The 24,105-nt window shown below is 66.0% G+C and carries 22 protein-coding genes and 1 tRNA gene; 14 read left to right on the top strand and 9 right to left on the bottom strand.

The genetic code is table 11. The annotated features are described in order from the left end of the window. Positions 1–14: 14 nt before the first annotated feature. The 7 genes from AC3A56_RS02800 to rpsB all read right to left on the bottom strand — a co-directional run bounded on the left by AC3A56_RS02800 (position 15) and on the right by rpsB (position 6,450). Positions 15–1,190, bottom strand: coding sequence for a 1-deoxy-D-xylulose-5-phosphate reductoisomerase (locus AC3A56_RS02800; RefSeq protein ID WP_056764246.1), 1,176 nt, complete (start codon positions 1,188–1,190; stop codon positions 15–17). A gap of 1 nt (position 1,191) precedes the next feature. Beyond that, positions 1,192–2,010, bottom strand: coding sequence for a phosphatidate cytidylyltransferase (locus AC3A56_RS02795; protein WP_487769272.1), 819 nt, complete (start codon positions 2,008–2,010; stop codon positions 1,192–1,194). Positions 2,011–2,019: 9 nt separating this feature from the next. After that, the gene (gene uppS, locus AC3A56_RS02790; protein ID WP_487769271.1) at positions 2,020–2,736 is read right to left on the bottom strand and encodes a polyprenyl diphosphate synthase; all 717 of its coding nucleotides are present in this window, start codon (positions 2,734–2,736) and stop codon (positions 2,020–2,022) included. Positions 2,737–3,063: 327 nt separating this feature from the next. After that, entirely contained in the window at positions 3,064–3,621 is a 558-nt protein-coding gene (gene frr, locus AC3A56_RS02785; RefSeq protein WP_007804466.1) for a ribosome recycling factor, read from the bottom strand. 72 nt (positions 3,622–3,693) lie between these two features. Continuing rightward, positions 3,694–4,416: a UMP kinase gene (gene pyrH / locus AC3A56_RS02780; protein WP_007804467.1), complete on the bottom strand. Its 723-nt coding sequence runs from the start codon at positions 4,414–4,416 to the stop codon at positions 3,694–3,696. A 189-nt stretch (positions 4,417–4,605) separates the two neighbouring features. Then, on the bottom strand, positions 4,606–5,484 hold the full coding sequence (gene tsf / locus AC3A56_RS02775) for a translation elongation factor Ts (protein ID WP_056717954.1): 879 nt from the start codon (positions 5,482–5,484) through the stop codon (positions 4,606–4,608). A gap of 102 nt (positions 5,485–5,586) precedes the next feature. Continuing rightward, a complete protein-coding gene (gene rpsB / locus AC3A56_RS02770; RefSeq protein WP_204110822.1) occupies positions 5,587–6,450 on the bottom strand; it encodes a 30S ribosomal protein S2 in 864 nt (287 codons plus the stop codon). Positions 6,451–6,765: 315 nt separating this feature from the next. On the opposite strand from rpsB, the gene map reads away from it, so the two are divergent. The 3 genes from map to AC3A56_RS02755 all read left to right on the top strand — a co-directional run bounded on the left by map (position 6,766) and on the right by AC3A56_RS02755 (position 10,758). After that, the gene (map, locus tag AC3A56_RS02765) at positions 6,766–7,530 is read left to right on the top strand and encodes a type I methionyl aminopeptidase (protein ID WP_056764248.1); all 765 of its coding nucleotides are present in this window, start codon (positions 6,766–6,768) and stop codon (positions 7,528–7,530) included. 84 nt (positions 7,531–7,614) lie between these two features. Then, entirely contained in the window at positions 7,615–10,248 is a 2,634-nt protein-coding gene (glnD, locus tag AC3A56_RS02760) for a [protein-PII] uridylyltransferase (protein WP_056717951.1), read from the top strand. 60 nt (positions 10,249–10,308) lie between these two features. Then, positions 10,309–10,758, top strand: coding sequence for a CopD family protein (locus AC3A56_RS02755; RefSeq protein WP_204110824.1), 450 nt, complete (start codon positions 10,309–10,311; stop codon positions 10,756–10,758). A gap of 73 nt (positions 10,759–10,831) precedes the next feature. Here AC3A56_RS02755 and AC3A56_RS02750 read toward each other — a convergent pair whose 3' ends face one another. Continuing rightward, the gene (locus AC3A56_RS02750; RefSeq protein ID WP_487769270.1) at positions 10,832–11,848 is read right to left on the bottom strand and encodes an NAD-dependent epimerase; all 1,017 of its coding nucleotides are present in this window, start codon (positions 11,846–11,848) and stop codon (positions 10,832–10,834) included. A 247-nt stretch (positions 11,849–12,095) separates the two neighbouring features. Here AC3A56_RS02750 and thrS point away from each other — a divergent pair, with 247 nt between their 5' ends. The 9 genes from thrS (at position 12,096) to AC3A56_RS02705 (ending at position 20,145) form a co-directional block, all read left to right on the top strand. Next, entirely contained in the window at positions 12,096–13,997 is a 1,902-nt protein-coding gene (thrS, locus tag AC3A56_RS02745; RefSeq protein WP_487769269.1) for a threonine--tRNA ligase, read from the top strand. A gap of 40 nt (positions 13,998–14,037) precedes the next feature. Further along, positions 14,038–14,577, top strand: coding sequence for a translation initiation factor IF-3 (gene infC, locus AC3A56_RS02740; protein ID WP_082542670.1), 540 nt, complete (start codon positions 14,038–14,040; stop codon positions 14,575–14,577). A gap of 427 nt (positions 14,578–15,004) precedes the next feature. After that, the gene (gene rpmI, locus AC3A56_RS02735; protein ID WP_007512063.1) at positions 15,005–15,202 is read left to right on the top strand and encodes a 50S ribosomal protein L35; all 198 of its coding nucleotides are present in this window, start codon (positions 15,005–15,007) and stop codon (positions 15,200–15,202) included. Between the two features lie 11 nt (positions 15,203–15,213). Further along, the gene (rplT, locus tag AC3A56_RS02730) at positions 15,214–15,573 is read left to right on the top strand and encodes a 50S ribosomal protein L20 (RefSeq protein ID WP_007804486.1); all 360 of its coding nucleotides are present in this window, start codon (positions 15,214–15,216) and stop codon (positions 15,571–15,573) included. A 282-nt stretch (positions 15,574–15,855) separates the two neighbouring features. Next, a complete protein-coding gene (gene pheS / locus AC3A56_RS02725; RefSeq protein ID WP_204110826.1) occupies positions 15,856–16,851 on the top strand; it encodes a phenylalanine--tRNA ligase subunit alpha in 996 nt (331 codons plus the stop codon). Positions 16,852–16,947: 96 nt separating this feature from the next. Beyond that, a complete protein-coding gene (gene pheT / locus AC3A56_RS02720) occupies positions 16,948–19,377 on the top strand; it encodes a phenylalanine--tRNA ligase subunit beta (protein WP_487769268.1) in 2,430 nt (809 codons plus the stop codon). 1 nt (position 19,378) lies between these two features. Next, positions 19,379–19,678 (top strand): integration host factor subunit alpha, encoded by a 300-nt coding sequence (gene ihfA, locus AC3A56_RS02715; RefSeq protein WP_007804491.1) that lies wholly within the window; start codon positions 19,379–19,381, stop codon positions 19,676–19,678. After that, positions 19,659–20,015 (top strand): MerR family transcriptional regulator, encoded by a 357-nt coding sequence (locus tag AC3A56_RS02710; protein ID WP_007804493.1) that lies wholly within the window; start codon positions 19,659–19,661, stop codon positions 20,013–20,015. The genes ihfA and AC3A56_RS02710 overlap by 20 nt, the downstream gene beginning before the upstream one ends. Before the next feature lie 53 nt (positions 20,016–20,068). Then, positions 20,069–20,145 (top strand) — tRNA-Pro (locus AC3A56_RS02705). Between the two features lie 123 nt (positions 20,146–20,268). Here AC3A56_RS02705 and serA read toward each other — a convergent pair. Then, the gene (serA, locus tag AC3A56_RS02700; RefSeq protein WP_487769267.1) at positions 20,269–21,501 is read right to left on the bottom strand and encodes a phosphoglycerate dehydrogenase; all 1,233 of its coding nucleotides are present in this window, start codon (positions 21,499–21,501) and stop codon (positions 20,269–20,271) included. Between the two features lie 119 nt (positions 21,502–21,620). Here serA and AC3A56_RS02695 point away from each other — a divergent pair, with 119 nt between their 5' ends. Both AC3A56_RS02695 and pip read left to right on the top strand, forming a co-directional pair. Further along, positions 21,621–23,015, top strand: coding sequence for an FAD-binding oxidoreductase (locus AC3A56_RS02695; protein ID WP_487769266.1), 1,395 nt, complete (start codon positions 21,621–21,623; stop codon positions 23,013–23,015). An 89-nt stretch (positions 23,016–23,104) separates the two neighbouring features. Beyond that, the gene (gene pip / locus AC3A56_RS02690; protein WP_487769265.1) at positions 23,105–24,073 is read left to right on the top strand and encodes a prolyl aminopeptidase; all 969 of its coding nucleotides are present in this window, start codon (positions 23,105–23,107) and stop codon (positions 24,071–24,073) included. Positions 24,074–24,105 lie beyond the last annotated feature (32 nt).

The following is a 24,105-nucleotide window of genomic DNA, read 5'->3' as shown; positions in this document are numbered from 1 at the left end:
TCGGAGCAAGAATATCAGCAAGCATTGCGCAGGACGCGCCGGGCGGCCTCCCGCGCCATGCGGTCGCGTTCACAAAGCGTTCCAACATCGACCACGGCTTGCGCCGGCAGTTCCGCAAGTACCGACTCGACCACGTCGGCGATCGACAGGAAGGGCAGTGCGCCGCCGAGGAAGGCTTCCACGGCGATCTCGTTGGCCGCGTTCAGTACGGCGGGGGCATCGCCGCCGGCACGCAAGGCCTGGAAAGCCAGCGCCAGGCAGCGGAAGGTGACCAGGTCCGGCGGTTCGAACTGCAGCGGGGCGCACCGGGCCAGGTCCAGCGAAGGCACGCCGGATTCGATCCGTTCCGGCCAGGCCAGGGCATGGGCGATCGCGGTGCGCATATCCGGATTTCCCAGCTGGGCCAGCACCGAGCCGTCGACGTACTCGACCATCGAGTGGATCAGGCTCTGCGGGTGCACCACCACGTCGATGACCTCGGCCGGCGCGGCGAACAGGTGGTGGGCCTCGATGACTTCCAGGCCCTTGTTCATCAGGGTGGCCGAGTCGACCGAGATCTTGCGGCCCATCACCCAGTTCGGGTGCTTGCAGGCCTGGTCCGGCGTGATGCCGGCCAGTTCGGCCCGCGTGCGGCCGCGGAACGGGCCACCCGAGGCAGTCAGGACCAGCCGGCGCACGCCGCTTCGAGCCAGCTCGGGCCGGCCGCCGGGCAGGCACTGGAAGATCGCGTTGTGTTCGGAATCGACGGGAATCAGCGCGCCCTTGCCGGTGGCGACGGCCTCCAGCAGCAGCGGGCCGGCCATCACGATGGATTCCTTGTTGGCCAGCAGCAGGCGCTTGCCCGTGCGCGCGGCGGCCAGCGTGGACTCCAGCCCCGCGGCGCCCACGATGGCGGCCACCACGGTGTCGCACAGCTGGCCGGAAGCGGCGGTGGTCAGCGCTGCATGGCCGCTGGCCACCTCGCAACGCACCCCCGCGGCGCTCAGGCGACGGGCCAGTTCGCCTTCCAGCGCAGGATCGGCGATCACCGCCAGTTCGGGCCGGTGTTTCACGCACAAGCCGACCAGGGCCTCGACCTGGCGGTGCGCCGTCAGCACCGTGGCACGAAAGCGCCCGGGGTGACGCGCGATCACGTCGAGCGTGCTGCCGCCGATCGAGCCGGTGGCGCCGAGTACGGCAATGTCCTGCATGTCAGATGTCCAGCAACAGCAGGCCGGCGGCGAACACCGGCAGCGCGGCGAATACGCTGTCCAGTCGATCCATCAGGCCGCCGTGGCCGGGAAAGATGCTGCCCGAATCCTTTACCTGGGCGTGCCGCTTCATCAGGCTTTCCAGCAGGTCGCCCACGATCGATATCGCCACCGTGGCAGCGGCCAGCACCGCCAGCGCAAGCAGCGAGCTCCCGCGCACGCCGAGCAGCCACCCGCCCACATCGGCGACCAGCACGCCGGCGACCATCGCGCCGTACGCACCGGCCCAGGTCTTGCCGGGACTGATCTGCGGCGCCAGCTTGCGCTTGCCGAAGGTGCGGCCGCTGAAATACGCGCCGATGTCCGAGGCCCACACGATCACCAGGGCCAGCAGGGTCCACCAGTGACCGTGCGGCAGGCGGACGTGGATGCTGGTGAGTGCGACCCAGGTGGGAAAGATCACGAAGACGCCGGCGATCAGCTTCAAGGTCAGGTTCTCGCGCGTGGGCGCGGCGCCGAACGCGAAATGGCGCAGCCACAGGCAGGCCACCACCCACCAGGCCACGCCGACGGCGAGCAGCCACGGTGTCCATGCGCTGCCCCGGGCAAGCCAGAGCAGGATGAAGACGCCGGCAGCCGCGAGCAGCAGCACGATGCGCGCCGAACGGTTCTTCAGTCCGCTCAGCTGGGCCCATTCCCACCAGGCGGCGAGGAAGGCCAGCGCGACGATCGCACCGAAGATGCCGGTGGACGGCAGCAGGATGATCAGGATCGCCAGCGGCGCGAGCACCAAGGCGGTGAGAATGCGCTGAAGCAGCATGGGAATCCTCTAGGAAACTGGGGTGACCTGCTCGCCGGTACGGCCAAAACGGCGCTCCCGGCGGGCATAGTCTTCGATGGCCCGGCGCAGGCAAGCCTGGTCGAAATCGGGCCACAAGGTATCGGTAAAGTACAGCTCGGCGTACGCGACCTGCCACAACAGGAAATTGCTGATGCGGCATTCGCCGCCGGTGCGGATGAACAGGTCCAGCGGCGGCAGTTCGGCCAGGCTCATCCACTGGCCAAGTCGGGCCTCATCGATGTCGTCCGCGCGCAATTCGCCGCGAGCCACCGCGGCTGCGGCCTGGCGGCTGGCCTGCACGATGTCCCAGCGGCCGCCGTAGCTCACCGCGATGTTCACCTGCAGCCGGTCGTTGCCGGCGGTGCGCGCCATCGCCGCCTGCATCCGCTCGCGCAGGTTCGCCTCGAAGGCGTCGAGATTGCCGATGAAGCGCAGCCGCACGCCGTGGCCGTGCAGTTCGTCCACTTCCTTGTCCAGCGCCCGCACGAACAGCCCCATCAGCGCGCCCACTTCTTCCTGTGGGCGTTGCCAGTTTTCGCTGGAGAACGCGAACAGGGTCAACGCCTGCACGCCTTCGCGCAGGCAGGCCTCGATCACTTCGCGCACGGCCTTGCGGCCGGCGTTGTGGCCGAAGCTGCGGGGGCGATGCCGTGCTTTCGCCCAGCGCCCGTTGCCATCCATCACGATGGCGATGTGGCGCGGCACCGTGGGATGCCCTGATCTATTCGGCACAGGCGTCACCGGTTCTGTCTGTTCGCAGATTCGTGGTGCGGGGACGAAGGCAGGCGTCGGCCTGCCGAGGAGACGCGCCGCGGAGCTGTGGACAGACAGAGCCGGCCCCAACGATTTGAAAATGATGATGGGGTGATATCCAGAAGGCCCGCAGGCGGCAGCGCACGACTTGCCAAGGCAGCCAGCCTTGCCTGCGCCGCGCACTGCCGTCTGCGAACCTTCTGGATATCATGCCGCCTGCGCCGAATGGATCAGGGCATCCCTTGACATCGGCGCCGGGCATGATGGGGGCGATGACGCTCAGAGCGCCATCAGCTCCTCTTCCTTGGCCTTGACCACGACATCGACGTCCTTCACCGCGCGATCGGTGAGCTTCTGGATCTCGTCGTCGACACGGCGGTCTTCGTCCTCGGTGATCAGCTTTTCCTTGAGCAGGTCCTTGACCTGCTGCAGGGCGTCGCGGCGGACGTTGCGGATCGCGATCTTGGCGTTCTCGCCTTCGTGGCCGACCAGCTTGGCCAGCTCGCGGCGGCGCTCCTCGGTCAGTGCGGGCATGTTGAGGCGGATCACGGTGCCGGCGGTGGTCGGCGTGATGCCCAGGTCCGAAGCCATCAGGGCCTTCTCGATCGGCGCCACCATGTTCTTTTCCCATGGCGTGATCAGGATGGTGCGCGCATCGGACAGCGACACCGAGGCGACCTGCGCCAGCGGCATGTCCGAGCCGTAATAGGACACCTTGATGCCGTCCACCAGCGAGGTGCTGGCACGGCCGGTGCGGATGCGGGTGAGGTCGTGCCTGAGCGAGTCGATGCTCTTGCCCATGCGGGTCTGCGCATCGTTCTTGATGTCATTGAGCATGTCGTGCTTCCCGGTGAATCGTGCAACGGGTGATTATAGCAGTGGCCGCCGTGGCGGCTTGTTGCGGCGCGGTCAGCCGCCGTCGACCAGGGTGCCGATCGACTCGCCGCGCATGATCCGCATCAGGTTGCCGGCCACGGTCATGTCGTAGATGCGCAGCGGCATCTGCTGGTCGCGGCACAGGGCGATCGCGGCGGTGTCCATCACCGCCAGCTTGCGCTCGATCACGTCGTCGTAGCCGAGCCGGTCATAACGGGTCGCGTCGGCATGCTTGGCCGGGTCGGCGGTGTACACGCCATCGACCTTGGTCGCCTTCAGCAGCAGGTCCGCGCCGATCTCCACCGCGCGCAAGGCTGCCGCGGAATCGGTGGTGAAGAACGGATTGCCGGTGCCGGCGGCGAACAGCACGATGCGGCCTTTCTCGATGTGGCGAATGGCGCGGCGGCGGATGTAATCCTCGGCCACGTCGTGGATCTGGATCGCGCTGGTGACTCGTGCGTAGCCACCGCGCTTCTCGATCGCGTCCTGCATCGCCAGCGCGTTCATCACGGTGGCCAGCATGCCCATGTGGTCGCCGGTGACCCGGTCCATGCCGGCGGCGGCGAGGCCGGCGCCGCGGAAGATGTTGCCGCCGCCGATCACGATGCCGATCTGCACGCCGGTCTTCTGCACCTCGATGATTTCATCGGCCAGCCGACCGATCACCTTGGGATCGATGCCGTAGTCGGCATCGCCCATCAGGGCTTCACCGGAGAGCTTGAGCAGGATGCGGCGGTACTTGGGCTGGTCGCTCATGGGGGCTCCGGATTGTGTGGGGTAAACCGGCTTATTGTAGCGGCAGCCGCCCGTGGTCGGGGCGTTCGCCGTGGCCATCCGCGAAATTTTCCGCGAATCGGGAAGCGGGGCCCTGGTTTCAGGCGCCAGGGAATGAAAAAGGCCGCGATTGCTCGCGGCCTTTTCGTCGTGCAACGACTTGCCGGGGGTTCAGCCCTGCATCGCCTTGGCCACTTCGGCCAGGTAGTCTTCCTGCACCTTCTCGATGCCTTCGCCAACCGCCAGGCGAGCCACCGAGATGACGTCGGCGCCTTCCTTCTTCAGCGCGTCGGCCACGGTGACGTTGGTGTCCAGCACATAAGGCTGGCCCAGCAGGGTCACTTCGGAGACGATCTTCTGCACCTTGCCGGAGATGATCTTCTCGAGGATGTCGGCCGGCTTGGCCTTTTCCTTGTCGGACATCAGGCTCAGCGCGATCTCCTTTTCCTTGGCCAGGAATTCGGCCGGGACGTCCTCGGCGCGGATGTGCGCCGGGTTCATCGCCGCCACGTGCATGGCGATGCCCTTGGCCAGCTCTTCGGAGCCACCCTTGAGCGCCACCAGCACGCCGATGCGGCCGCCGTGGGTGTAGCTGCCGATCACGCCGTCATTCTTGACGACCGCCATGCGGCGCACGTCGATCTTTTCGCCGATGGTGGCGATCAGGCTCTTGGCGGCTTCCTCGACATTGCTGGCGCCCGGGTAGGCGGCTGCCTTCAGTGCGTCGATGTCGGCGGCACCGGAGTTCAGCGCGACGTCGGCGACGGTGTCGCTGAACTTCAGGAAGCTCGCGTCCTTGCCCACGAAATCGGTTTCGCAGTTGATCTCGACCAGCACGGCCTTGCCGGCGCTCTGGGCAGCCACGATGCGACCTTCGGCAGCGATGCGGCTGGCCTTCTTGTCAGCCTTGGCCAGGCCGGACTTGCGCAGCCATTCCATCGCGGTTTCGATGTCGGCGTTGTTCTCGACCAGGGCCTTCTTGCATTCCATCATGCCGGCGCCGGACCGCTCGCGCAGCTCCTTGACCAGTTGTGCGGAAATATTGCTCATCGTCAATCCTCTAATGCTTGGATGGCGCGGTGGCGAACGGACGCCACCGCGCGGTGATCTCGGGCAGGGCCTGACGGCGGCCGTTGACCGCCGTCGGCGCGCTTACCTGGCGTCGTTGCGCGAACCACGACCGCCGTCACGGCCACCATCACGGCCGCCTTCGCGGCGCGGGGCGGACTTGCGCGGGGCAGCCTCGCGGCGCGGACGATCGACCTTGGCGACCGGGTTGCCTTCCTCGTCCAGCTCGACGAAGTCGTTGCCGTCGCCCTGGGCGGCGGCCGGCGCGGCGGCCTTGCCTTCCAGGATCGAGTCGGCAGCGGCGCGGGCGTACAGCTGGATCGCGCGGATCGCGTCGTCGTTGCCCGGGATGGCGTAGTCGACCAGTTCCGGGTTGTAGTTGGTGTCGACCACGGCGATCACCGGGATGCCCAGCTTCTTGGCTTCCTGCACGGCGATGTCTTCGTGGCCGATGTCGATCACGAACAGCGCGTCGGGCAGGCGGTTCATGTCCTTGATGCCGCCCAGCGAGGCCTGCAGCTTGTCGCGCTCACGGCGACGGGCCAGCACTTCGTGCTTGACCAGCTTGTCGAACGAACCGTCGGTCTCGGCCGCTTCCAGTTCCTTCAGGCGCGAAACGGACTGCTTCACGGTGCGGAAGTTGGTCAGCATGCCGCCGAGCCAGCGCGAGGTGACGAACGGCATGCCGGCGCGCGCGGCCTCTTCGGCGAGCGGTTCACGGGCCGAACGCTTGGTGCCGACGAACAGGATGGTGCCGCGCTTCTGCGCCAGGCCCGACAGGAAATTCATCGCGTCGGTGAACAGCGGCAGGGTCTTTTCGAGATTGATGATGTGGATCTTGCCGCGGGCGCCGAAGATGTACGGGGCCATCTTGGGGTTCCAGTAACGGGTCTGGTGACCGAAATGGACGCCGGCTTCCAGCATCTGACGCATGGTGACTTGTGCCATGGGGTGTCGCTCCGATTGTCGGCTCCCTCGAGAAGGAACCTGGGGGTTGGGACCTCCACGCATCCCCGGCTTCGACCGCGACTTGCCCGATTTTGTGGGTGGGCAAGGCGCAGCACCCCGAAGGCGGTGCCGATGCGTGTGTGGCGTTGGTTTGGGAGTTGTCCCGCGGAGGGTTACAATTCCCGTTCGCTTTGCGCTGGCTGCTCCAGATATCGAGCCGCAGGGCCTGCAAAACTCCGAAATTGTAGCCGGTACGCCGGCGGTGCGGCAAGTCGCTGGATTTATTTGGCTTTTGCCGCCACATGAGTGAAACCGATGGCCATTACCCTGAAATCCCCCGAAGACCTCGAAGGCATGCGCGTTGCCGGCCGGCTGGCTGCCGAAGTGCTGGCCATGCTCAAGGACCACGTCAAGCCCGGCGTCACCACCGAGGAGCTCGACCGGCTCGCCTACGAGCACATCGTCAACGTGCAGAAGGCGATCCCCGCCAACGTCGGCTACCACGGATTTCCCAAGACCCTGTGCACCTCGGTCAACCACGTGATCTGCCATGGCATCCCGAACGAGGGCAAGGTGCTCAAGGACGGCGACATCGTCAACCTCGACGTCACCGTGATCAAGGATGGCTGGCACGGCGACACCAGCCGCATGTATGTCGCCGGCACGCCGTCGGTGCTGGCCAAGCGGTTGATGGACACCACCTTCGAGGCGATGATGCGCGGCATCCAGGCCGTGCGCCCCGGCGCGACGCTGGGCGACGTCGGCCATGCGATCCAGCAGCACGCCGAGGCGGCCGGCTTCTCGGTGGTGCGCGAGTATTGCGGTCACGGCATCGGCAAGGTCTATCACGACGAGCCGCAGGTTTTGCACTACGGCAAGCCCGGCACCGGGATCGAGCTGAAGAAGGGCATGACGTTCACCGTCGAGCCGATGGTCAACGCCGGCAAGCCGCAGACGCGGCAATTGCCGGACGGCTGGACCGTGGTGACCCGCGATCACTCGCTGTCGGCGCAGTGGGAACACACCATCGCGGTGACCGACGACGGCTTCGAGATCCTCACCGCCTGGCCGGATGCCTGAGAAGCCGGGACGCGGGATACGGAGCGGGCTGTCGCGGCATGGCAGACTGCCCCTCTCACTTCTTGCCATTTGCTTCCGGCTCCAATGAATCCAACGCTTCCCCCCTTGCCGCGCCTGCCCGTGGCCGTGCCGCGCTCCGGCGTTTCGGCCGAGGCGCGGCGGGCGTTGCGGCAACTGCTGGGCGACGTCGACCGGGCGCTGGCCACGGCGTTTCGCGACGGCGCCGATGCCAGTGCGCTGGCGCGCCGTCGCGGCGAATCGGTGGCGCGGGTCGTGGCGCACGTGTGGATGGCCTGCCTGGGTGAGGTCGGCGGCACCGCGTTGTTCGCGGTCGGCGGCTTCGGCCGCGGCCTGTTGTTTCCCTGCTCCGACGTGGATCTGCTGGCCCTGACCGGGGCGTCGGAGCCGGCGCGCCTGCGTGCCCTCGAACAGTGCTTCGCCACCTTGTGGGACATCGGCCTCAAGGTCGGCCATGCGGTGCGTGATCCGGCCCAGTGCCGCGCACTCGCCGCCCGGGACGCCAGCGTGTTCACCAGCCTGCTGGATGCGCGTCGGCTGGCGGGCGATCCGGAAATGGAAGGTGTGCTGCGCGCGATCGTCGACGATCCGGCGCTGTGGCCGCCACGCGAGTACCTGGCCGCGCGGCTGGCCGAACGCAATGCGCGCCACGCCCGTTATGACGACACCGCCTACAACCTCGAGCCGAATCTGAAGGACGGCCCGGGCGGCCTGCGCACGCTCGATTCGCTGCGCTGGATGGGCTTGCGGCTGGCGCACGCCAACGATCTTGCCGACATGGTCACCGAAGGCCTGCTCGACCCGGCGGAACAGTCGGTGCTGGAGGAGTCCGAGGCGACCCTGCGCCGCTATCGCTATGCGCTGCATCTGGAGGCCGGACGCGCCGAGGAGCGGCTGCTGTTCGACTACCAGCGGGCACTGGCCGAGCGCCTGGGCTTCGAGGACGAGCACGCCAAGAACCTGGGCGTCGAGCAATTCATGCAGGGCTACTACCGCGCCGCCAGCCAGGTGGAGCGGCTGGGCGTGCAGGTGGCCGAACGGTTCGAGGAAATGCTGGAATCGCCCGGCGAGGCCTTGCCGGTGGGGGAGGCGTTCGTGCGCTACGGATCGCGCCTGGCAGCGATCGACCCACAGCTGTTCATGCGCCGTCCGGCCGCGCTGGTGGAGATCTTCATCGCCCGGCTGGACCAGCCGGGCGTGGTCGGCTTCACCGCCGACTCCATGCGCCGCATCCACCAGGCCACCGCCGTGCATGGCGATGCACTGGCCGATGATCGCGAGGTGCTGGCCGCCTTCCTGCGACTGCTGCGTCGCGGTGCACCGGCGGTGGAGGCGTTGTGGCGGATGAACCGGCACGGCCTGTTGGCGGCGATCCTGCCCGCGTTCGGCAAGGTCTTCGGGCGCATGCAGTACGACCTGTTCCATGTCTACACGGTCGACGAACACACCTTGCGCGTGCTGCGCAACCTGGCGCGGTTCGCCGACCCCGCGGCGCAACGCGAGTTCGCGCTGGGCTGCGAGATATGGGCCAGCCTGCCCACGCCCGAGGTGCTGCTGCTGGCCGGCCTGTTCCACGACATCGCGAAGGGGCGCGGCGGCGATCACTCGCTGCTGGGCGAGGAGGATGCGCGGACCTTCTGCAGCCGCCTCGGGCTGCCGCCCGCCGATGTGGAGCGCGTCGCCTGGCTGGTGCGCCACCATCTGCTGATGAGCACCACGGCGCAGCGTCAGGACATCACCGACCCGGACGTGGTGCACCGTTTCGCCGAGGTGGTCGACAACCGCGAGCAACTGGGGCAGCTCTACCTGCTCACCGTGGCGGACATCATCGGCACCAGCCCGCGCCTGTGGAACGGCTGGAAGGATCGTTTGCTGGCCGATCTCTACACCGGCACCCGCTATGCGCTGCGCAGCGACGTCGAGCTGCCGCGCGACATCGGCCAGCGCGTGCGCGACTGTTCCGAATACGCACTGGCGCTGCTGCTGGACCAGGGGTTTGCCGAGGCCGACGTGATCCGCGTATGGGCCGACTTCCCCCAACTCAGTTTCCTGCGCCATCGGCCCGAGCAGATCGCGTGGCAGACCGCGGCCATCCTGCAGGCCGATGGAGCGGTGCCGCTGGTGGCGGTGCATCCGCTGTCGGTGCGCGGCAGCACCGAACTGTTCGTCTGCACGCCCGACCGGGATGGCCTTTTCGCCACGGTGACCGCCGTGCTGGATCGCCTGCGTTTCTCGGTGATGGAGGCGCGCATCCTCAGCTCGTCGACCGGCATGGCGCTGGACACCTTCCTGCTGCTCGATGCGGACAGCCAGCAGCCGGTCAGCGCAGCACGTGCCCAGGAATTGCAGCAGCGGCTGCAACGCGCACTGGCGCAGTCGGCGGGCGTGCAACCGAGCAAGCGCGGCATGTCGCGCCATCAGAAACATTTCCAGATGACCCCGCGTATCAGCTTCCACGCCGCTGGCGACCGGACCCAACTGGCGCTGGTCGGCACCGATCGGCCAGGCCTGCTGGCCGCGGTGGCCCAGGTGATGTCGAGCACCGGGGTGCGCGTGCACGATGCCCGCATCGCCACGTTCGGCGAACGCGTCGAGGACTTCTTCCAGCTCACCGACCGACATGACGCACCGCTCGATGCAGGCATCCAGCAGCGGCTGCTGCAGGCCCTGCTGGAGCGCATGGGTCCCGCATCGGCCTGAGCGGCGGCGCCGCGTTATCATCACCTTCGCTGCATGCCGCAGCGGCCATCCGTTTCCGTCATGACCTATCTGTTGATCAAGTCGCTGCACCTGTTGTTCGTGATGGCCTGGATGGCCACGGTGTTCTATCTGCCGCGGATCCTGGTGAACCTGGCCGAAAGCGCTGGCGAACCCGTGGTGCAGGCGCGATTGCAGCTGATGGGGCGGCGCCTGTACAAATTCGGCCACAACATGTTCGGCCTCGCCTTCGTGTTCGGCCTGACCCTGTGGCAGGGCTGGCGGGTGTTTCCGCAGAGCTTGCCGAACGTCGCCTCGGGCATGCACTGGATCGACGCCAAGCTGACCCTGGTGGCGCTGCTGCTGGCGTATTTCATCTGGGCTGGCCGCATGCTCAAGAACAACGCGAAGGGCGCGGCGCTGCCGTCATCGAAGGCCCTGCGCTGGCTCAATGAACTGCCGGTGCTGCTGCTGCTGGGCGTGATCTGGCTGGTGCTCGCCAAGCCGTTCTGAGCAGGAGTGAGTGGAGAGGAGTGAGAAGTGAGAGTTGCTTCGATCCGGTTCTTCTCTCACTCATCACTCCTCTTCACTCGCTCCTCGCGCCCTGGTATTCCCGATACCACTCGACGAACTTCGCCACGCCATCCTCGATCGAGGTGCTCGGCGCATAGCCCACGTCGCGGCGCAGCGCCGACACGTCGGCCCAGGTGTCGGGTACGTCGCCGGGCTGCATCGGCAGCAGGCGTTTTTCCACGCTGCGCCCCAGGTTCTGTTCCAGCAGTTCGATGAAGCGCAGCAGCTGCACCGGCTGGTCGTTGCCGATATTGTAGACGCGATAGGGTGCGTTCGACGTGCCCGGATTCGGCAGCTCGGCGTCGTAGGCGGGGTCGGGCGTGGCCGGCTGATCCAGCGTGCGGATCACGCCTTCGACGATGTCGTCGACATAGGTGAAGTCGCGGCTGTGGTGGCCATGGTTGAACACGTCGATCGGCTCGCCGCGACTGATCCGGTCGGCGAACAGGATCGGCGACATGTCCGGCCGGCCCCACGGACCATACACGGTGAAGAAGCGCAGGCCGGTGGTCGGGATGCCGTATAGATGGCTATACGTGTGCGCCATCAGCTCGTTCGCCTTCTTGCTGGCGGCATACAGGCTGACCGGGTGGTCGACTGCATCCTCCACCGCGAACGGCAGTTTGCGGTTGGCGCCGTAGACGGAACTGGAGGAGGCGTAGACCAGGTGCTCGACGCCGCCGTGGCGGCAGCCTTCGAGAATGTTGACGAAGCCGGCCAGGTTGCTTTGCACGTACGCGCGCGGGTTGCGGATCGAGTAGCGCACGCCGGCCTGGGCGGCCAGGTTCACCACGCGCTGCGGCTTGAAGTCGGCAAACGCCTGATCCACCGCCTCGGCATCGGCCAGGTCGGCACGCTGGTGGCTGTAGTTGGGGTGGTCGATGAAACGGGCCAGACGCGCTTCCTTCAGCGCCGGGTCGTAGTAACTGTTGTGGTTGTCGAAGCCGCGGACCACGTCGCCGCGTGCCAGCAGGCGCTGAGCCAGGGCGGCGCCAATGAAGCCGGCGGTGCCGGTAACCAGGATGCGCATGGAAAGTCCTCGCAGGATCGGGCTGCATTCTATCGCGCACCTCGTGCATATCGCTCTGAAAGCGGAGGATTGACAGCCGATTTGGGCTAAACTAGCGTTTCTGCAATCCACAAGATCAAGGTGGCCCGCGTCACGCCGGCCGAGTGTGCGACATGGCAACTACCCGCTGCTCCTGCTGACCCCACCACGCCTTGTGCTTTTTGAAGAAGGGCGGATGCCCTTTTTTGCTTTTCAGAGAACGCTTCCCATGATCGAGATCACGCTACCCGACGGCAGCAAGCGGCCGTTCGACCATCCCGTCACCGTGCAGGACGTGGCCGCCTCGATTGGCGCCGGCCTGGCCAAGGCGACCCTGGCCGGCAAGGTCGACGGCAAGCTGGTCGATGCCAGCTTCCCGATCGAACACGACGCCAGCCTGCAGATCGTCACCGAGAAAAGTCCGGAGGCGCTGGAGATCCTGCGCCATTCCACCGCGCACCTGATGGGTCAGGCGGTACAGCGGCTGTTCCCGGGCGCGCAGGTCACCATCGGCCCGGTGATCGACAACGGCTTCTATTACGACTTCGCCTACGAGCGGCCGTTCACCCCGGACGACCTGCCGAAGATCGAGGCGGAGATGCACAAGATCGTCGACGAGCAGCTGCCGGTGACGCGCAGCGTGAAGTCGCGCGACGAGGCGGTGGCGTTCTTCCGCGGCCTGGGCGAGAACTACAAGGCCGAGATCATCGAAGGCATTCCGGCCGACCAGGACCTGTCGCTGTATTCGCAGGGCGAGTTCACCGACCTGTGCCGCGGTCCGCACGTGCCGAACACCGGCAAGCTGCACTCGTTCAAGCTGATGAAGGTGGCCGGCGCGTACTGGCGTGGCGATTCCAACAACGCGATGCTCAGCCGCATCTACGGCACCGCGTGGCTCAACGACAAGGACCTGAAGGCGTACCTGTTCCAGCTGGAAGAAGCCGAGAAGCGCGACCACCGCAAGATCGGCAAGCAGCTGGACCTGTTCCACCAGCAGGAAGAAAGCCCCGGCATGGTGTTCTGGCACCCGAACGGCTGGGCGATCTGGCAGCAGGTCGAGCAGTACATGCGCGGCGTGTACAAGAAGAGCGGCTACCAGGAAGTGCGTTGCCCGATGGTGCTGGACGTGTCGCTGTGGAAGCGCTCGGGCCACTGGGACAACTACGCCGAGAACATGTTCTTCACCGAGTCGGAGAAGCACACCTTCGCGCTGAAGCCGATGAACTGCCCCGGCCACGTGCAGGTGTTCAACACCGGCCTGCACAGCTACCGCGAGCTGCCGATCCGTTACGGCGAATTCGGCGGCTGCCATCGCAACGAGCCGTCCGGCGCGCTGCACGGCATCATGCGCGTGCGCGCGTTCACCCAGGACGACGGCCACATTTTCTGCACGCCCGAGCAGGTCGAGGCGGAGGTCACCGCGTTCCATCTGCAGGCGATGAAGGTGTATGCCGACTTCGGCTTCACCGACCTGGCGATCAAGCTGGCGCTGCGCCCCGAAAAGCGCATCGGCTCGGACGAATTCTGGGATCGCACCGAGGAAATGCTGCGCAATGCGCTGCGTGCCGCCGGCGTGGCGTGGGAGGAACTGCCGGGCGAGGGTGCGTTCTACGCGCCCAAGATCGAGTACCACCTGAAGGACTCGATCGGTCGCGCCTGGCAGGTCGGCACCATGCAGGTCGACTTCATGATGCCCGAGCGGCTGGACGCCGAATACGTCGACGAACACTCGCAGAAGCAGCATCCGGTGATGCTGCACCGGGCCATCGTGGGCTCGATGGAGCGTTTCATCGGCATCCTGATCGAGCACCATGCCGGCCTGCTGCCGGCCTGGCTGGCCCCGGTGCAGGCGGTGGCGTTCAATATCACCGACGCCCAGGCCGATTATGTCCGCGAAGTGACGCAAACCCTTGTCGACAAAGGTTTCCGGGTACAATCGGATTTGCGCAACGAGAAAGTCGGCTATAAAATCCGCGAACATACGATGCAGAAAGTGCCGTACCTGCTCGTGGTCGGTGACCGCGAGAAAGAGACGGGGACGGTTTCTGTGCGTACCCGTTCCGGTGAAGACCTGGGCAGCATGAAGCTGGCCGATTTCATCGAGCGACTGGAGACCGAAACCCGGCGCTGAGCGAAAACGCTCAGCCTGGCGGTCAGTGACATTACTTCTTCTGGAGGATCGTGGTATCGCAACCACCGACAACAAGGGCAATCGTCGTAACCTGGAAATCCGTGTGCCGCGGGTGCGTGTCATTGGTGCCGATGCGGAACAGCTTGGCATCCTGACCCGTGACGAGGCGCTGGCACTGGCGCAGGAAGCCGGCATGGATCTGGTCGAGATCCAGCCCAACGGCGACCCGCCGGTCTGCCGCATCATGGATTACGGCAAGTTCAAGTTCGAAGCCCAGAAGAAGGCGCAAGCCGCCAAGAAGAAGCAGAAGCAGGTTGAGATCAAGGAAGTGAAGTTCCGTCCGGTCACGGACGTGGGCGACTACCAGATCAAGCTGCGCAACATGCTCCGCTTCCTCGAAGAGGGCGACAAGGTCAAGGTCACCATCCGCTTCCGCGGTCGCGAGATGTCGCACCAGGATCTGGGCCAGAACCTGGCCAAGAAGATCCAGGAAGACATCGGCGAGAACGGCCAGGTGGAGTCCTTCCCGCGTCTGGAAGGCCGCCAGATGGTCATGATGATCGGGCCCAAGAAGAAATAGGCTGATTGCCTTTGTGGGAGTTCGCTGGCGGGCGATGATCTCCCGGAGCAGGCGCTTTGGGGGCGGGGGCAAGCCCCCGTGCCCTCACCTCAACCCTCTCCCGAAGGGAGAGGATGCAAAGGCGGAAAGCGCTTTTATTGGATTGGAGCGGGGCAAGCCCCGAACCCTCACCTCAATCCTCTCCCGGAGGGAGAGGAGGCGAGGGCGAGAAGCGTTCTTAATTGGATTGGAGCGAGGAGAGGAGGCCATGGTCAGCACTTCGTGCTGGTGTTTGGCTTCATGAACCCGTATGATCACGGGTTCGACCCGCCTGGATGGGTCGTGCACCGATCATGGCAGGACGGAAAGCGTGGCTCTCGGGGTCACCGCCAGATCAGTCAGAAACCGGGACGTCCACATCGGAGTCGTCCCACTCAAGGAGCATTCCATGCCCAAGATCAAGACCAACCGGGCGGCTGCGAAGCGTTTTCGCAAGACCGCATCGGGCAAGATCAAGTGCGGTCACGCGTTCAAGTCGCACATCCTGACCAAGAAGTCGACCAAGCAGAAGCGTGGTCTCCGTGCACCGAACCACCTGAAGGCGTGTGATGCGCCCGGCGTGGCTCGCATGCTGCCCTACTTGTAAGGAGATAGACCATGGCTCGTGTAAAGCGTGGCGTCACCGCCCGTCGTCGTCACAAGAAAATCATCGGCCGCGCGAAGGGTTACTACAATGCCCGTCGCAAGGTCTTCCGTGTAGCCAACCAGGCCGTCATCAAGGCTGGTCAGTACGCGTACATCGGCCGCAAGCAGCGCAAGCGCCAGTTCCGTGCCCTGTGGATCGTGCGTATCAACGCCGCCGCTCGCATGTTCGGCCTGTCCTACAGCCGCCTCATCAATGGCCTCTCCAAGGCCGGCATCACGGTGGACCGCAAGGTTCTCGCCGATATCGCCGTGCACGACATCAAGGCTTTTGGTGTGATCGCCGAGAAAGCAAAGGCCAGTCTGGCTGCTTGATCGTCGGGCGCTCCTGCGTCAGCACGATATGATGTAAAGCAAGCGGGGAGGAGGCCACAGCCTTCTCCCCGCTTTCGTTTGGATAAAGGCTTTTTGCGACTGCCTCCTCTCTATTCTGGCGACCAACGGGAGTCCCCTTGCGGGTGAGAGGATTGAGGTGAGGGTACGGGACTTGCCCGGACTTCAACCGGAGCGTGCTTCGGTCAGGCAACAACGCAAGAGTGGCCCCTCAACCCACCCTCTCCCCGAAAGGGGGAGGGAAGTAGCGAGAAGTGCATCACTATGGACGATCTGGACACCCGCGCCGCACAGGCACTGGCCGATATCGACAAGGCCGACACGCTGGATGCGCTCGAGGCGCTGCGCGTGGGCCTGCTGGGCAAGAGCGGCATCGTCACCGCTGCGCTGAAGACGCTCGGTGCACTGGCACCGGACGAGCGCAAGGCGCGCGGCGCCGAGGTGAACCGGGTCAAGGAGCAGCTGGCCGATGCGCTGGCCGCGCGCAAGCAGGTGCTGGAACAGGCCGAGCTGGAACGTCGCCTCGCCTCCGAGAAGCTCGACATCAGCCTGCCCGGGCGCGACGGCGAACGCGGCGGCATCCATCCGATTACCCGCGCGCTGGAACGCATCAGCGCGATCTTCGCGCGACTCGGCTACCAGCGTGCCGACGGTCCGGAGATCGAGGACGACTGGCACAACTTCGAGGCGCTGAACTTCCCGCCACACCATCCGGCGCGCGCCATGCACGACACCTTCTATTTCGGCGACGGCCGCCTGCTGCGCACGCACACTTCGCCGGTGCAGATCCGTTCGATGGCCGGTCGCCAGCCGCCGATCCGGATCATCGCGCCGGGCAAGGTCTATCGCAGCGATTCGGACCAGACCCATTCGCCGATGTTCCACCAGATCGAGGGGCTGCTGATCGACGAAACCTCCAGTTTCGCCGACCTGAAGGGCACGCTGGCCGAATTCATCCGTGCATTCTTCGAACGCGATTTCGAGATGCGCTTCCGTCCCAGCTACTTCCCGTTCACCGAGCCGTCGGCCGAGGTGGACATCCGCTGGGACGCCGAGGATGGCTCGACGCGCTGGCTGGAAGTGCTGGGCTGCGGCATGGTCCACCCGAACGTGCTGAAGAACTGCGGCATCGATCCGGAGCGCTATACCGGCTTCGCCTTCGGCCTCGGCGTGGAGCGTTTCGCGATGCTGCGCTACGGCGTTTCCGACCTGCGCGCATTCTTCGAGAACGATCTGCGGTTCCTCAGGCAGTTTGCCTGAGAAGTGAATCGGGAATAGGGAATAGGGAATAGTAAAGGCAGCGGCCTGCGATCTTCCGATTCCCCATTCCCTACTCCCCATTCCCGGACTTCAAACATGAAATTCTCCGAAAACTGGCTGCGCGAACTGGTGGATGTGCAGGCTGACCGTGCCGAACTGGCCCATGCACTGACCATGGCCGGTCTGGAAGTGGAAGAGCTCACCCCGCTGGGCGACGACCTCGCGGGCGTGGTGGTGGCCGAAATCATCGCGGCGGAAAAGCATCCCGAAGCGGATCGGCTGCAGGTCTGCAAGGTGGACGCGGGGCAGGGCGAACCGCTGCAGATCGTCTGCGGTGCGCCGAATGCGCGGGTGGGCATCAAGGTGCCGCTGGCGATGGTCGGTGCGAAGCTGCCCGGCGACATTTCCATCAAGGCGGCCAAACTGCGCGGCGTCGAATCGTCCGGCATGCTGTGTTCGGCGAAGGAGCTGGGCATCGACGCCGATGCGTCGGGCTTGCTGGAACTGCCGCTGGACGCACCGGTCGGCCAGCCATTGGCGGGTTACCTGGGATTGCCTGACGCCAGCTTCGAGCTGAAGCTCACCCCGAACCGTCCGGACTGCCTCGGCCTGGTTGGTCTGGCCCATGACGTGGCCGCTCTTTTCGGGAGCGCCGTGAAGGTGCCGGCTCAGCTCAGCGTGCCGGTCACCAGCGCCGCGCGCCGCGGCATCCGCCTGGAAGCCGGCAAGGATGCGCCGCGTTACCTCGGTCGCATCATCGAAGGCATCGACCCGGCCGCGCGCACGCCGCTGTGGCTGGCCGAGCGCCTGCGCCGTGCCGGCCTGCGTCCGATCAGCGCGGTGGTCGACGTCACCAACTACGTGATGCTGGAGCTGGGCCAGCCGATGCACGCGTTCGACAACGACACGCTCGAAGGCGACATCGTGGTGCGTCATGCCCGCGCAGGCGAGACGCTGAAAATCCTCGACGGCAGCGAGGCGAAACTCGATCCGGGTTTCGTGCTGATCGCCGACGAGGCGAAGGGTCTGGCGGTGGCTGGCGTGATGGGCGGCCACGACTCGCGTGTCACCGACGCGACCGGTAACATCTTCCTGGAATCCGCGCACTTCGCGCCGGCCGCCATCATGGGCCGCGCGCGCAAGCTGGGCCTGCACACGGATGCCTCGCATCGCTTCGAGCGCGGCGTCGACCCGGAGTTGCCGCGGCGAGCGCTGGAACGCGCCAGCGAACTGCTGCTGGCGATCGCCGGCGGCAAGGCCGGGCCGGTGCTGGTGGCGGAGAACCTGGCCGACCTGCCGACGCCGGCGGCAGTGACCTTGCGACGCGCGCGCCTGCAACGCGTGCTCGGTGTCGGGGTGGCCGATGCCGAGGTTGCGCGCATCTTCACCGCCCTGGGCATGCAGGTAGTGGCGGTTGCCGAAGGCTGGCAGGTCACCGCACCGAGCAGCCGCTTCGACATCGAGCGCGAGGAGGATCTGATCGAGGAGGTCGCCCGCATCTTCGGCTACGACAACATCCCCACGGCCACGCCGGCCGGCGCGCTGACCCTGGCGGTCGAGCCGGAGGCGCGGATCAACGAGCTGGCCTTGCGCGAGCAACTGGCCGCGCGTGGCTATCACGAAGCGGTCAACCTGTCCTTCGTGGCGGCCGAGCTGCTGGCAAGCTGGGGTTTCCGCGAGAACCTGGTGCCGCTGGCCAACCCGCTGTCCGCCGACCTGGCGGTGATGCGGCCCTCGCTGCTGCCCGGACTGATCGAGGCCTTGCGCCACAACCGCGCACGCCAGCAGGAGCGGGTGCGACTGTTCGAGGTGGCGCGGGTGTTTGAGTCGTGCGAGTCCCTTCGCAAAGAACCGGCCATCCCTGGCCGGACTCCTGAACAAGGCGATCCCCCGCGGGAAACGCCAAGCCTCGCGATCGTGGCCTGCGGCAGCGCCCGTGCCGAGCAGTGGGGCGAGCCGTCGCGCGTACTGGATTTCCACGACCTCAAGGGCGACCTGGACGCCCTGATCGCCTGGGGCGGCGAGCCGCAGCGCTGGTCGGTGCATGCCGACGGCCTGCCGGGCTGGCTGCATCCCGGGCGGGGCGCCCGGGTGGCCCGCGATGGCGAGACGGTGGGATATCTCGGCGCGTTGCACCCGCAACTGGCCAAGATGCTGGATCTGGGCGCCGACGTGCACGTGCTGGAACTGGCGCTGGAGCCCGTGCTGCAACGCCGCGTGCCGCAGGCGCGTGCGGTGCCACGCTTCCCGCTGGTGCGTCGCGACATCGCGATCGACGTGCCGGAAACGGCGGCCTGGTCACAGATCGGGCAGGTGGTTCGCAGCACGCTGGGCGAGCGGCTGAAGGAACTGCGGCTGTTTGACCGCTACAGCGGCAAAGGGGTCGAAGCAGGCCGAAAAAGTCTCGCTATGGGCTTGATTTTGCAGGACGCTTCACGCACCCTTACTGACGACGACGCGGACCGTTGCGTACGAGAAGCGATAGCTGCGTTGGAGCAAACATGCAAGGCGAAGTTGCGAGGATGAGATGGCGCTGACCAAGGCGGAAATGGCCGAGCGGCTATTCCTCGATGTGGGCCTCAACAAGCGTGAGGCGAAGGAATTCGTGGACGCCTACTTCGAGGTCGTTCGCGGAGCGCTGGAAAACGGCGAGCAGGTGAAGTTGTCCGGTTTCGGCAATTTCGACCTGCGCCTGAAGAACCAGCGGCCAGGGCGCAATCCCAAGACCGGCGAGGAGATTCCGATCTCTGCCCGCCGCGTGGTGACGTTCCGACCGGGACAGAAACTCAAGGTAAGAGTCGAGGGCTATGCTGGATCAAGGGAATAACACCGAACTGCCTGCCATCCCGGCCAAGCGCTACTTCACCATCGGTGAAGTCGGCGAGTTGTGCGGTGTGAAGCCCCACGTCCTGCGCTACTGGGAGCAGGAGTTTCCGGCCCTCAACCCGGTCAAGCGCCGCGGCAATCGTCGCTACTACCAGCGTCACGACGTGCTGATGATCCGCCAGATCCGCTCGCTGCTGTACGACGAGGGTTTCACCATCACCGGCGCGCGCGCGCGACTGGAAGGCCCGCAGGCCCGGATGGAGGCGAGCATGTCGCACCAGATCGTGCGTCAGGTGCGGATGGAACTGGAAGAAGTTCTGACCCTGCTGCGTCGCTGAAGGCTTCCGGACATGCCGTGCAAGCTGCTAGACTTGCCAGCTTGCCGTTTCGTCGGGGCGTAGCGCAGCCTGGTAGCGCATCTGCCTGGGGGGCAGAGGGTCGTCGGTTCGAATCCGGCCGCCCCGACCAATTGGCAAGAAATTAAAAAAGCGCCCTTGGGCGCTTTTTTGTTGGGAACGGGGAACGGGGAACGGCAGAGCATCGCCGCTTCGCATCTGTTCCCCATTCCCTGTTCCCCGTTCCCCGCCTCACTCAATACAGCACCCGGCTGCGCAACGTGCCCGGAATCGCGGCCAATTGCGACTTCAGCTCGTTGGCTTGCGCCTCGTCGGCGCTGACGTCGATCACCACGTAGCCCACTTCGCTGTCGGTCTGCAGGAACTGGGCGTCGATGTTGATGTTGCCGGCCGAGAACAGTTCGTTGATCCGCGACAGCGTGCCCGGCACGTTGCGGTGGATGTGCAGCAGGCGGCGGCTGTGCGGGTGCTCGGGCAGGGTGACTTCGGGGAAGTTCACCGCTGACAGGGTCGAGCCGTTGTCGCTGTAGCGGACCAGCTTGCTGGCCACCTCGATGCCGATGTTGTCCTGTGCTTCCAGCGTGCTGCCGCCGATGTGCGGGGTCAGGATCACGTTGTCCATGCCCAGCAGCGGCGACACGAACGGGTCGTCGTTGCCCTTCGGCTCGGCCGGGAACACGTCCACCGCGGCGCCGGCCAGGTGGCCATCGCGCAGCGCCGCGGCCAGCGCGTCGATATCCACCACGCTGCCACGCGAGGCGTTGATCAGCATTGCGCCCGCGCGCATCTTCGCCAGTTGTTCCTGGCGGATCATCAGCTGCGTGGCCGGGGTTTCCGGCACGTGCAGGGTGACCACGTCGGAACGCTCGAGCAGTTCGTCCAGGCTGGATACCGCGCGGGCGTTGCCCAGCGACAGCTTGGTCTCGATGTCGTGGAAGATCACCCGCATGCCCAGGCTTTCGGCCAGCACGCCGATCTGGGTGCCGATGTGGCCGTAACCGACGATGCCGAGCACCTTGTCGCGCGTCTCGTAGCTGCCGCTGGCCGACTTGGCCCAGCCGCCGCGATGACACTGCGCGTTCTTCTGCGGAATGCCGCGCAGCAACATGATGGCTTCGGCGATCACCAGTTCGGCCACGCTGCGGGTATTGGAGTAGGGCGCATTGAACACCGGCACGCCGGCCCTGCGCGCGGCGGCCAGGTCCACCTGGTTGGTGCCGATGCAGAAGCAGCCCACGGCGATCAGTCGCTTGGCGTGGCCCAGCATCTCGTCGGTCAGCTGGGTGCGCGAGCGGATGCCGACGATATGCGCGTCGCTGATGCATCGCCTCAGCTCGTCTTCCGGCAGCGACTTCGCATGCAGCTCGACCTGGCTGTAGCCGGCCCGATGAAACACGTCGACCGCACTGGCGCTGACCCCTTCCAGCAGCAATACCTTGATGTCCTGGCGGGGGTAGGAAGTCTGCATGGGTCGTTCCCTGTGAGTGAGAGGCGGGTCAGGCCAGAGTAGGCGAGGATTTGCGGCGCTGCAACACTGGACTCGCCATCGTGCGGCTGGCAGTCTGTGCGGACACTTGGAGCCGAAGCATGTCCGATCCCCGTCTTGCCGACCTGTCATGTCGTCTGCCCGAGCTGCGCCTGCTCACGGCCGCGGGCGACCTCGAACACTACGGACGCGACTGGACCCGGCGCTGGACTCCCGCCCCCCTGGCGATCGCCCTGCCGGCCACGGTGGACGAGGTGCAGGCGATCGTGCGCTGGGCGAACGAGCATGCCGTGGCGGTGGTGCCTTCGGGCGGGCGCACCGGTCTTTCCGGTGGCGCGGTGGCGGCGAACGGGGAGCTGGTGCTGAGCCTGGAACGGATGAACCGGGTGCTGGAGTTCAACGCGGTCGATCGCACGCTGACCGTGCAGGGGGGCATGATCCTGCAGCAGGTGCAGGAGGCGGCGCGGGGGCACGGCCTGTTGTATCCGGTCGATTTCGCCGCCCGCGGGTCGTGTTCGATCGGCGGCAACATCGCCACCAACGCCGGTGGCATCCGGGTGATCCGGCATGGCAACACCCGCGAGTGGATCGCCGGGTTGAAGGTGGTGACCGGCGGCGGCGACCTGCTCGAACTCAACCGCGGCCTGGTCAAGAATTCCAGCGGCTACGATTTTCGCCAGCTGTTGATCGGTTCGGAAGGCACCCTGGGCATCGTGGTGGAGGCGACGCTGAAGCTGACCGATCCGCCGCCGCCGTCACAGGTGATGCTGCTGGCGCTGCCGGACATGGATGCACTGATGGAAGTGTTCGCGCTGTTCCGCGCGCAGCTGTCCCTGCAGGCGTTCGAGTTCTTCACCGACCAGGCGCTGCAGCACGTGCTGGCGCATGGCGCGCAGCGGGCGATCGATGGCGACCACCCGTATTACGTGGTCACCGAGTTTGATGCCGCCGACGAACAGCAGCGCGAAGCGGCGCTGGCCGTGTTCGGGCAGGCGCTGGAGCAGGGCTGGGTCAGCGATGGCGTGATCGCCCAGAGCGAGGCCCAGGCGGCGGCGCTGTGGCGCCTGCGCGAGGGGATTACCGAAAGCCTGGCGCCGCGACGGCCGTACAAGAACGACGTGTCGGTGCGGATCAGCGCGGTACCGGGTTTCCTGTGCGAGATGCAGGCCTTGCTGGCGAACGAATACCCGGGCATCGAGGTGATCTGGTTCGGCCACATCGGCGACGGCAACCTGCACATCAACGTGCTGCGGCCACACGACCTGGACGAGCCGGCCTTTCTTGCCCGCTGCGAGAAAGTCACCCGGCTGCTGGCGAACACCCTGCATTGCCACGGCGGCAGCATCTCGGCCGAACACGGCATCGGCCTGGTCAAGCGGGCCTACCTGGAAAGCACCCGGAGTGCGGCGGAAATCGCCCTGATGCGTGGCGTGCGCAAGGTGTTCGACCCGCGGGGCATCCTCAATCCCGGCAAGCTGTTCACCGAGAGTGGGTGAGTTTTCAAGCTCTCACGGGCACCGGTTCAAAGGCCAAAACCGCGCCCATGCTAATCTCGACGGCTGTTCGTTGATCACGAGGAGCCCTCATGCCGTCGCCGCTGTTGCGTTCGCTGTATCCCGAAATCGAGCCGTTCGACAGCGGCATGCTGCGGGTGTCGCCGCTGCACACCTTGTACTACGAGCAGAGCGGCAACCCGAACGGCAAGCCGGTGGTGTTCCTGCACGGCGGCCCGGGCGGCGGCACGAATCCGAAATGCAGGCGCTTCTTCGATCCGGCGATCTACCGCATCGTGCTGTTCGACCAGCGCGGCTGCGGCAAGTCCACGCCGCATGCCGAGCTCACCGACAACACTACCTGGGACCTGGTCGCCGACATCGAGCGCGTGCGCGAGCACCTGGGCATCGATCGCTGGCAGGTGTTCGGCGGATCGTGGGGTTCGACCCTGGCGCTGGCCTACGCGCAGACGCATCCGGACAAGGTCACCGAGCTGGTGCTGCGCGGCATCTTCATGCTGCGCCGTGCCGAGCTGGAATGGTTCTACCAGAAGGGCTGTGACGCGCTGTACCCGGACGCGTGGGAAACCTATCTCGCCGCGATACCTGAAGTCGAACGCGGCGACCTGATGAGCGCCTACCATCGCCGCCTGACCAGCGAGGACGCGAAAATCCGTACGGATGCGGCACGTGCGTGGTCGGTATGGGAGGGCGCCACCAGCTTCCTGTGGCAGGACAAGTCGCACATCGAATCCAGCGCCGAGGACGAGTTCGCACTGGCGTTCGCCCGCATCGAATGCCACTACTTCGTCAATGGCGGCTTCTTCGAGCACGACGACCAGCTGCTGCGCAACGTCGATCGCATCCACAACATCCCGGCGGTGATCGTGCAGGGGCGCTACGACGTGGTCTGTCCGCTGCGCAGCGCCTGGGACCTGCATCGTGCCTGGCCGGAGGCCGAGCTGCACATCGTGCAGGACGCCGGCCATTCCGCCTTCGAGCCGGGCATCCTGCACGAACTGGTGGAGGCGACCGACCGCTTCGGCAGTCGGGCGGCATAGGCGCTCATCATTCCCTCTCTCCGCCGGGGAGA

Source organism: Rhodanobacter sp. Soil_C_14 (assembly GCF_057657335.1).
Note: the sequence above shows the minus strand (reverse complement) of the source record. Positions and strands in the feature narration are given on the sequence as shown.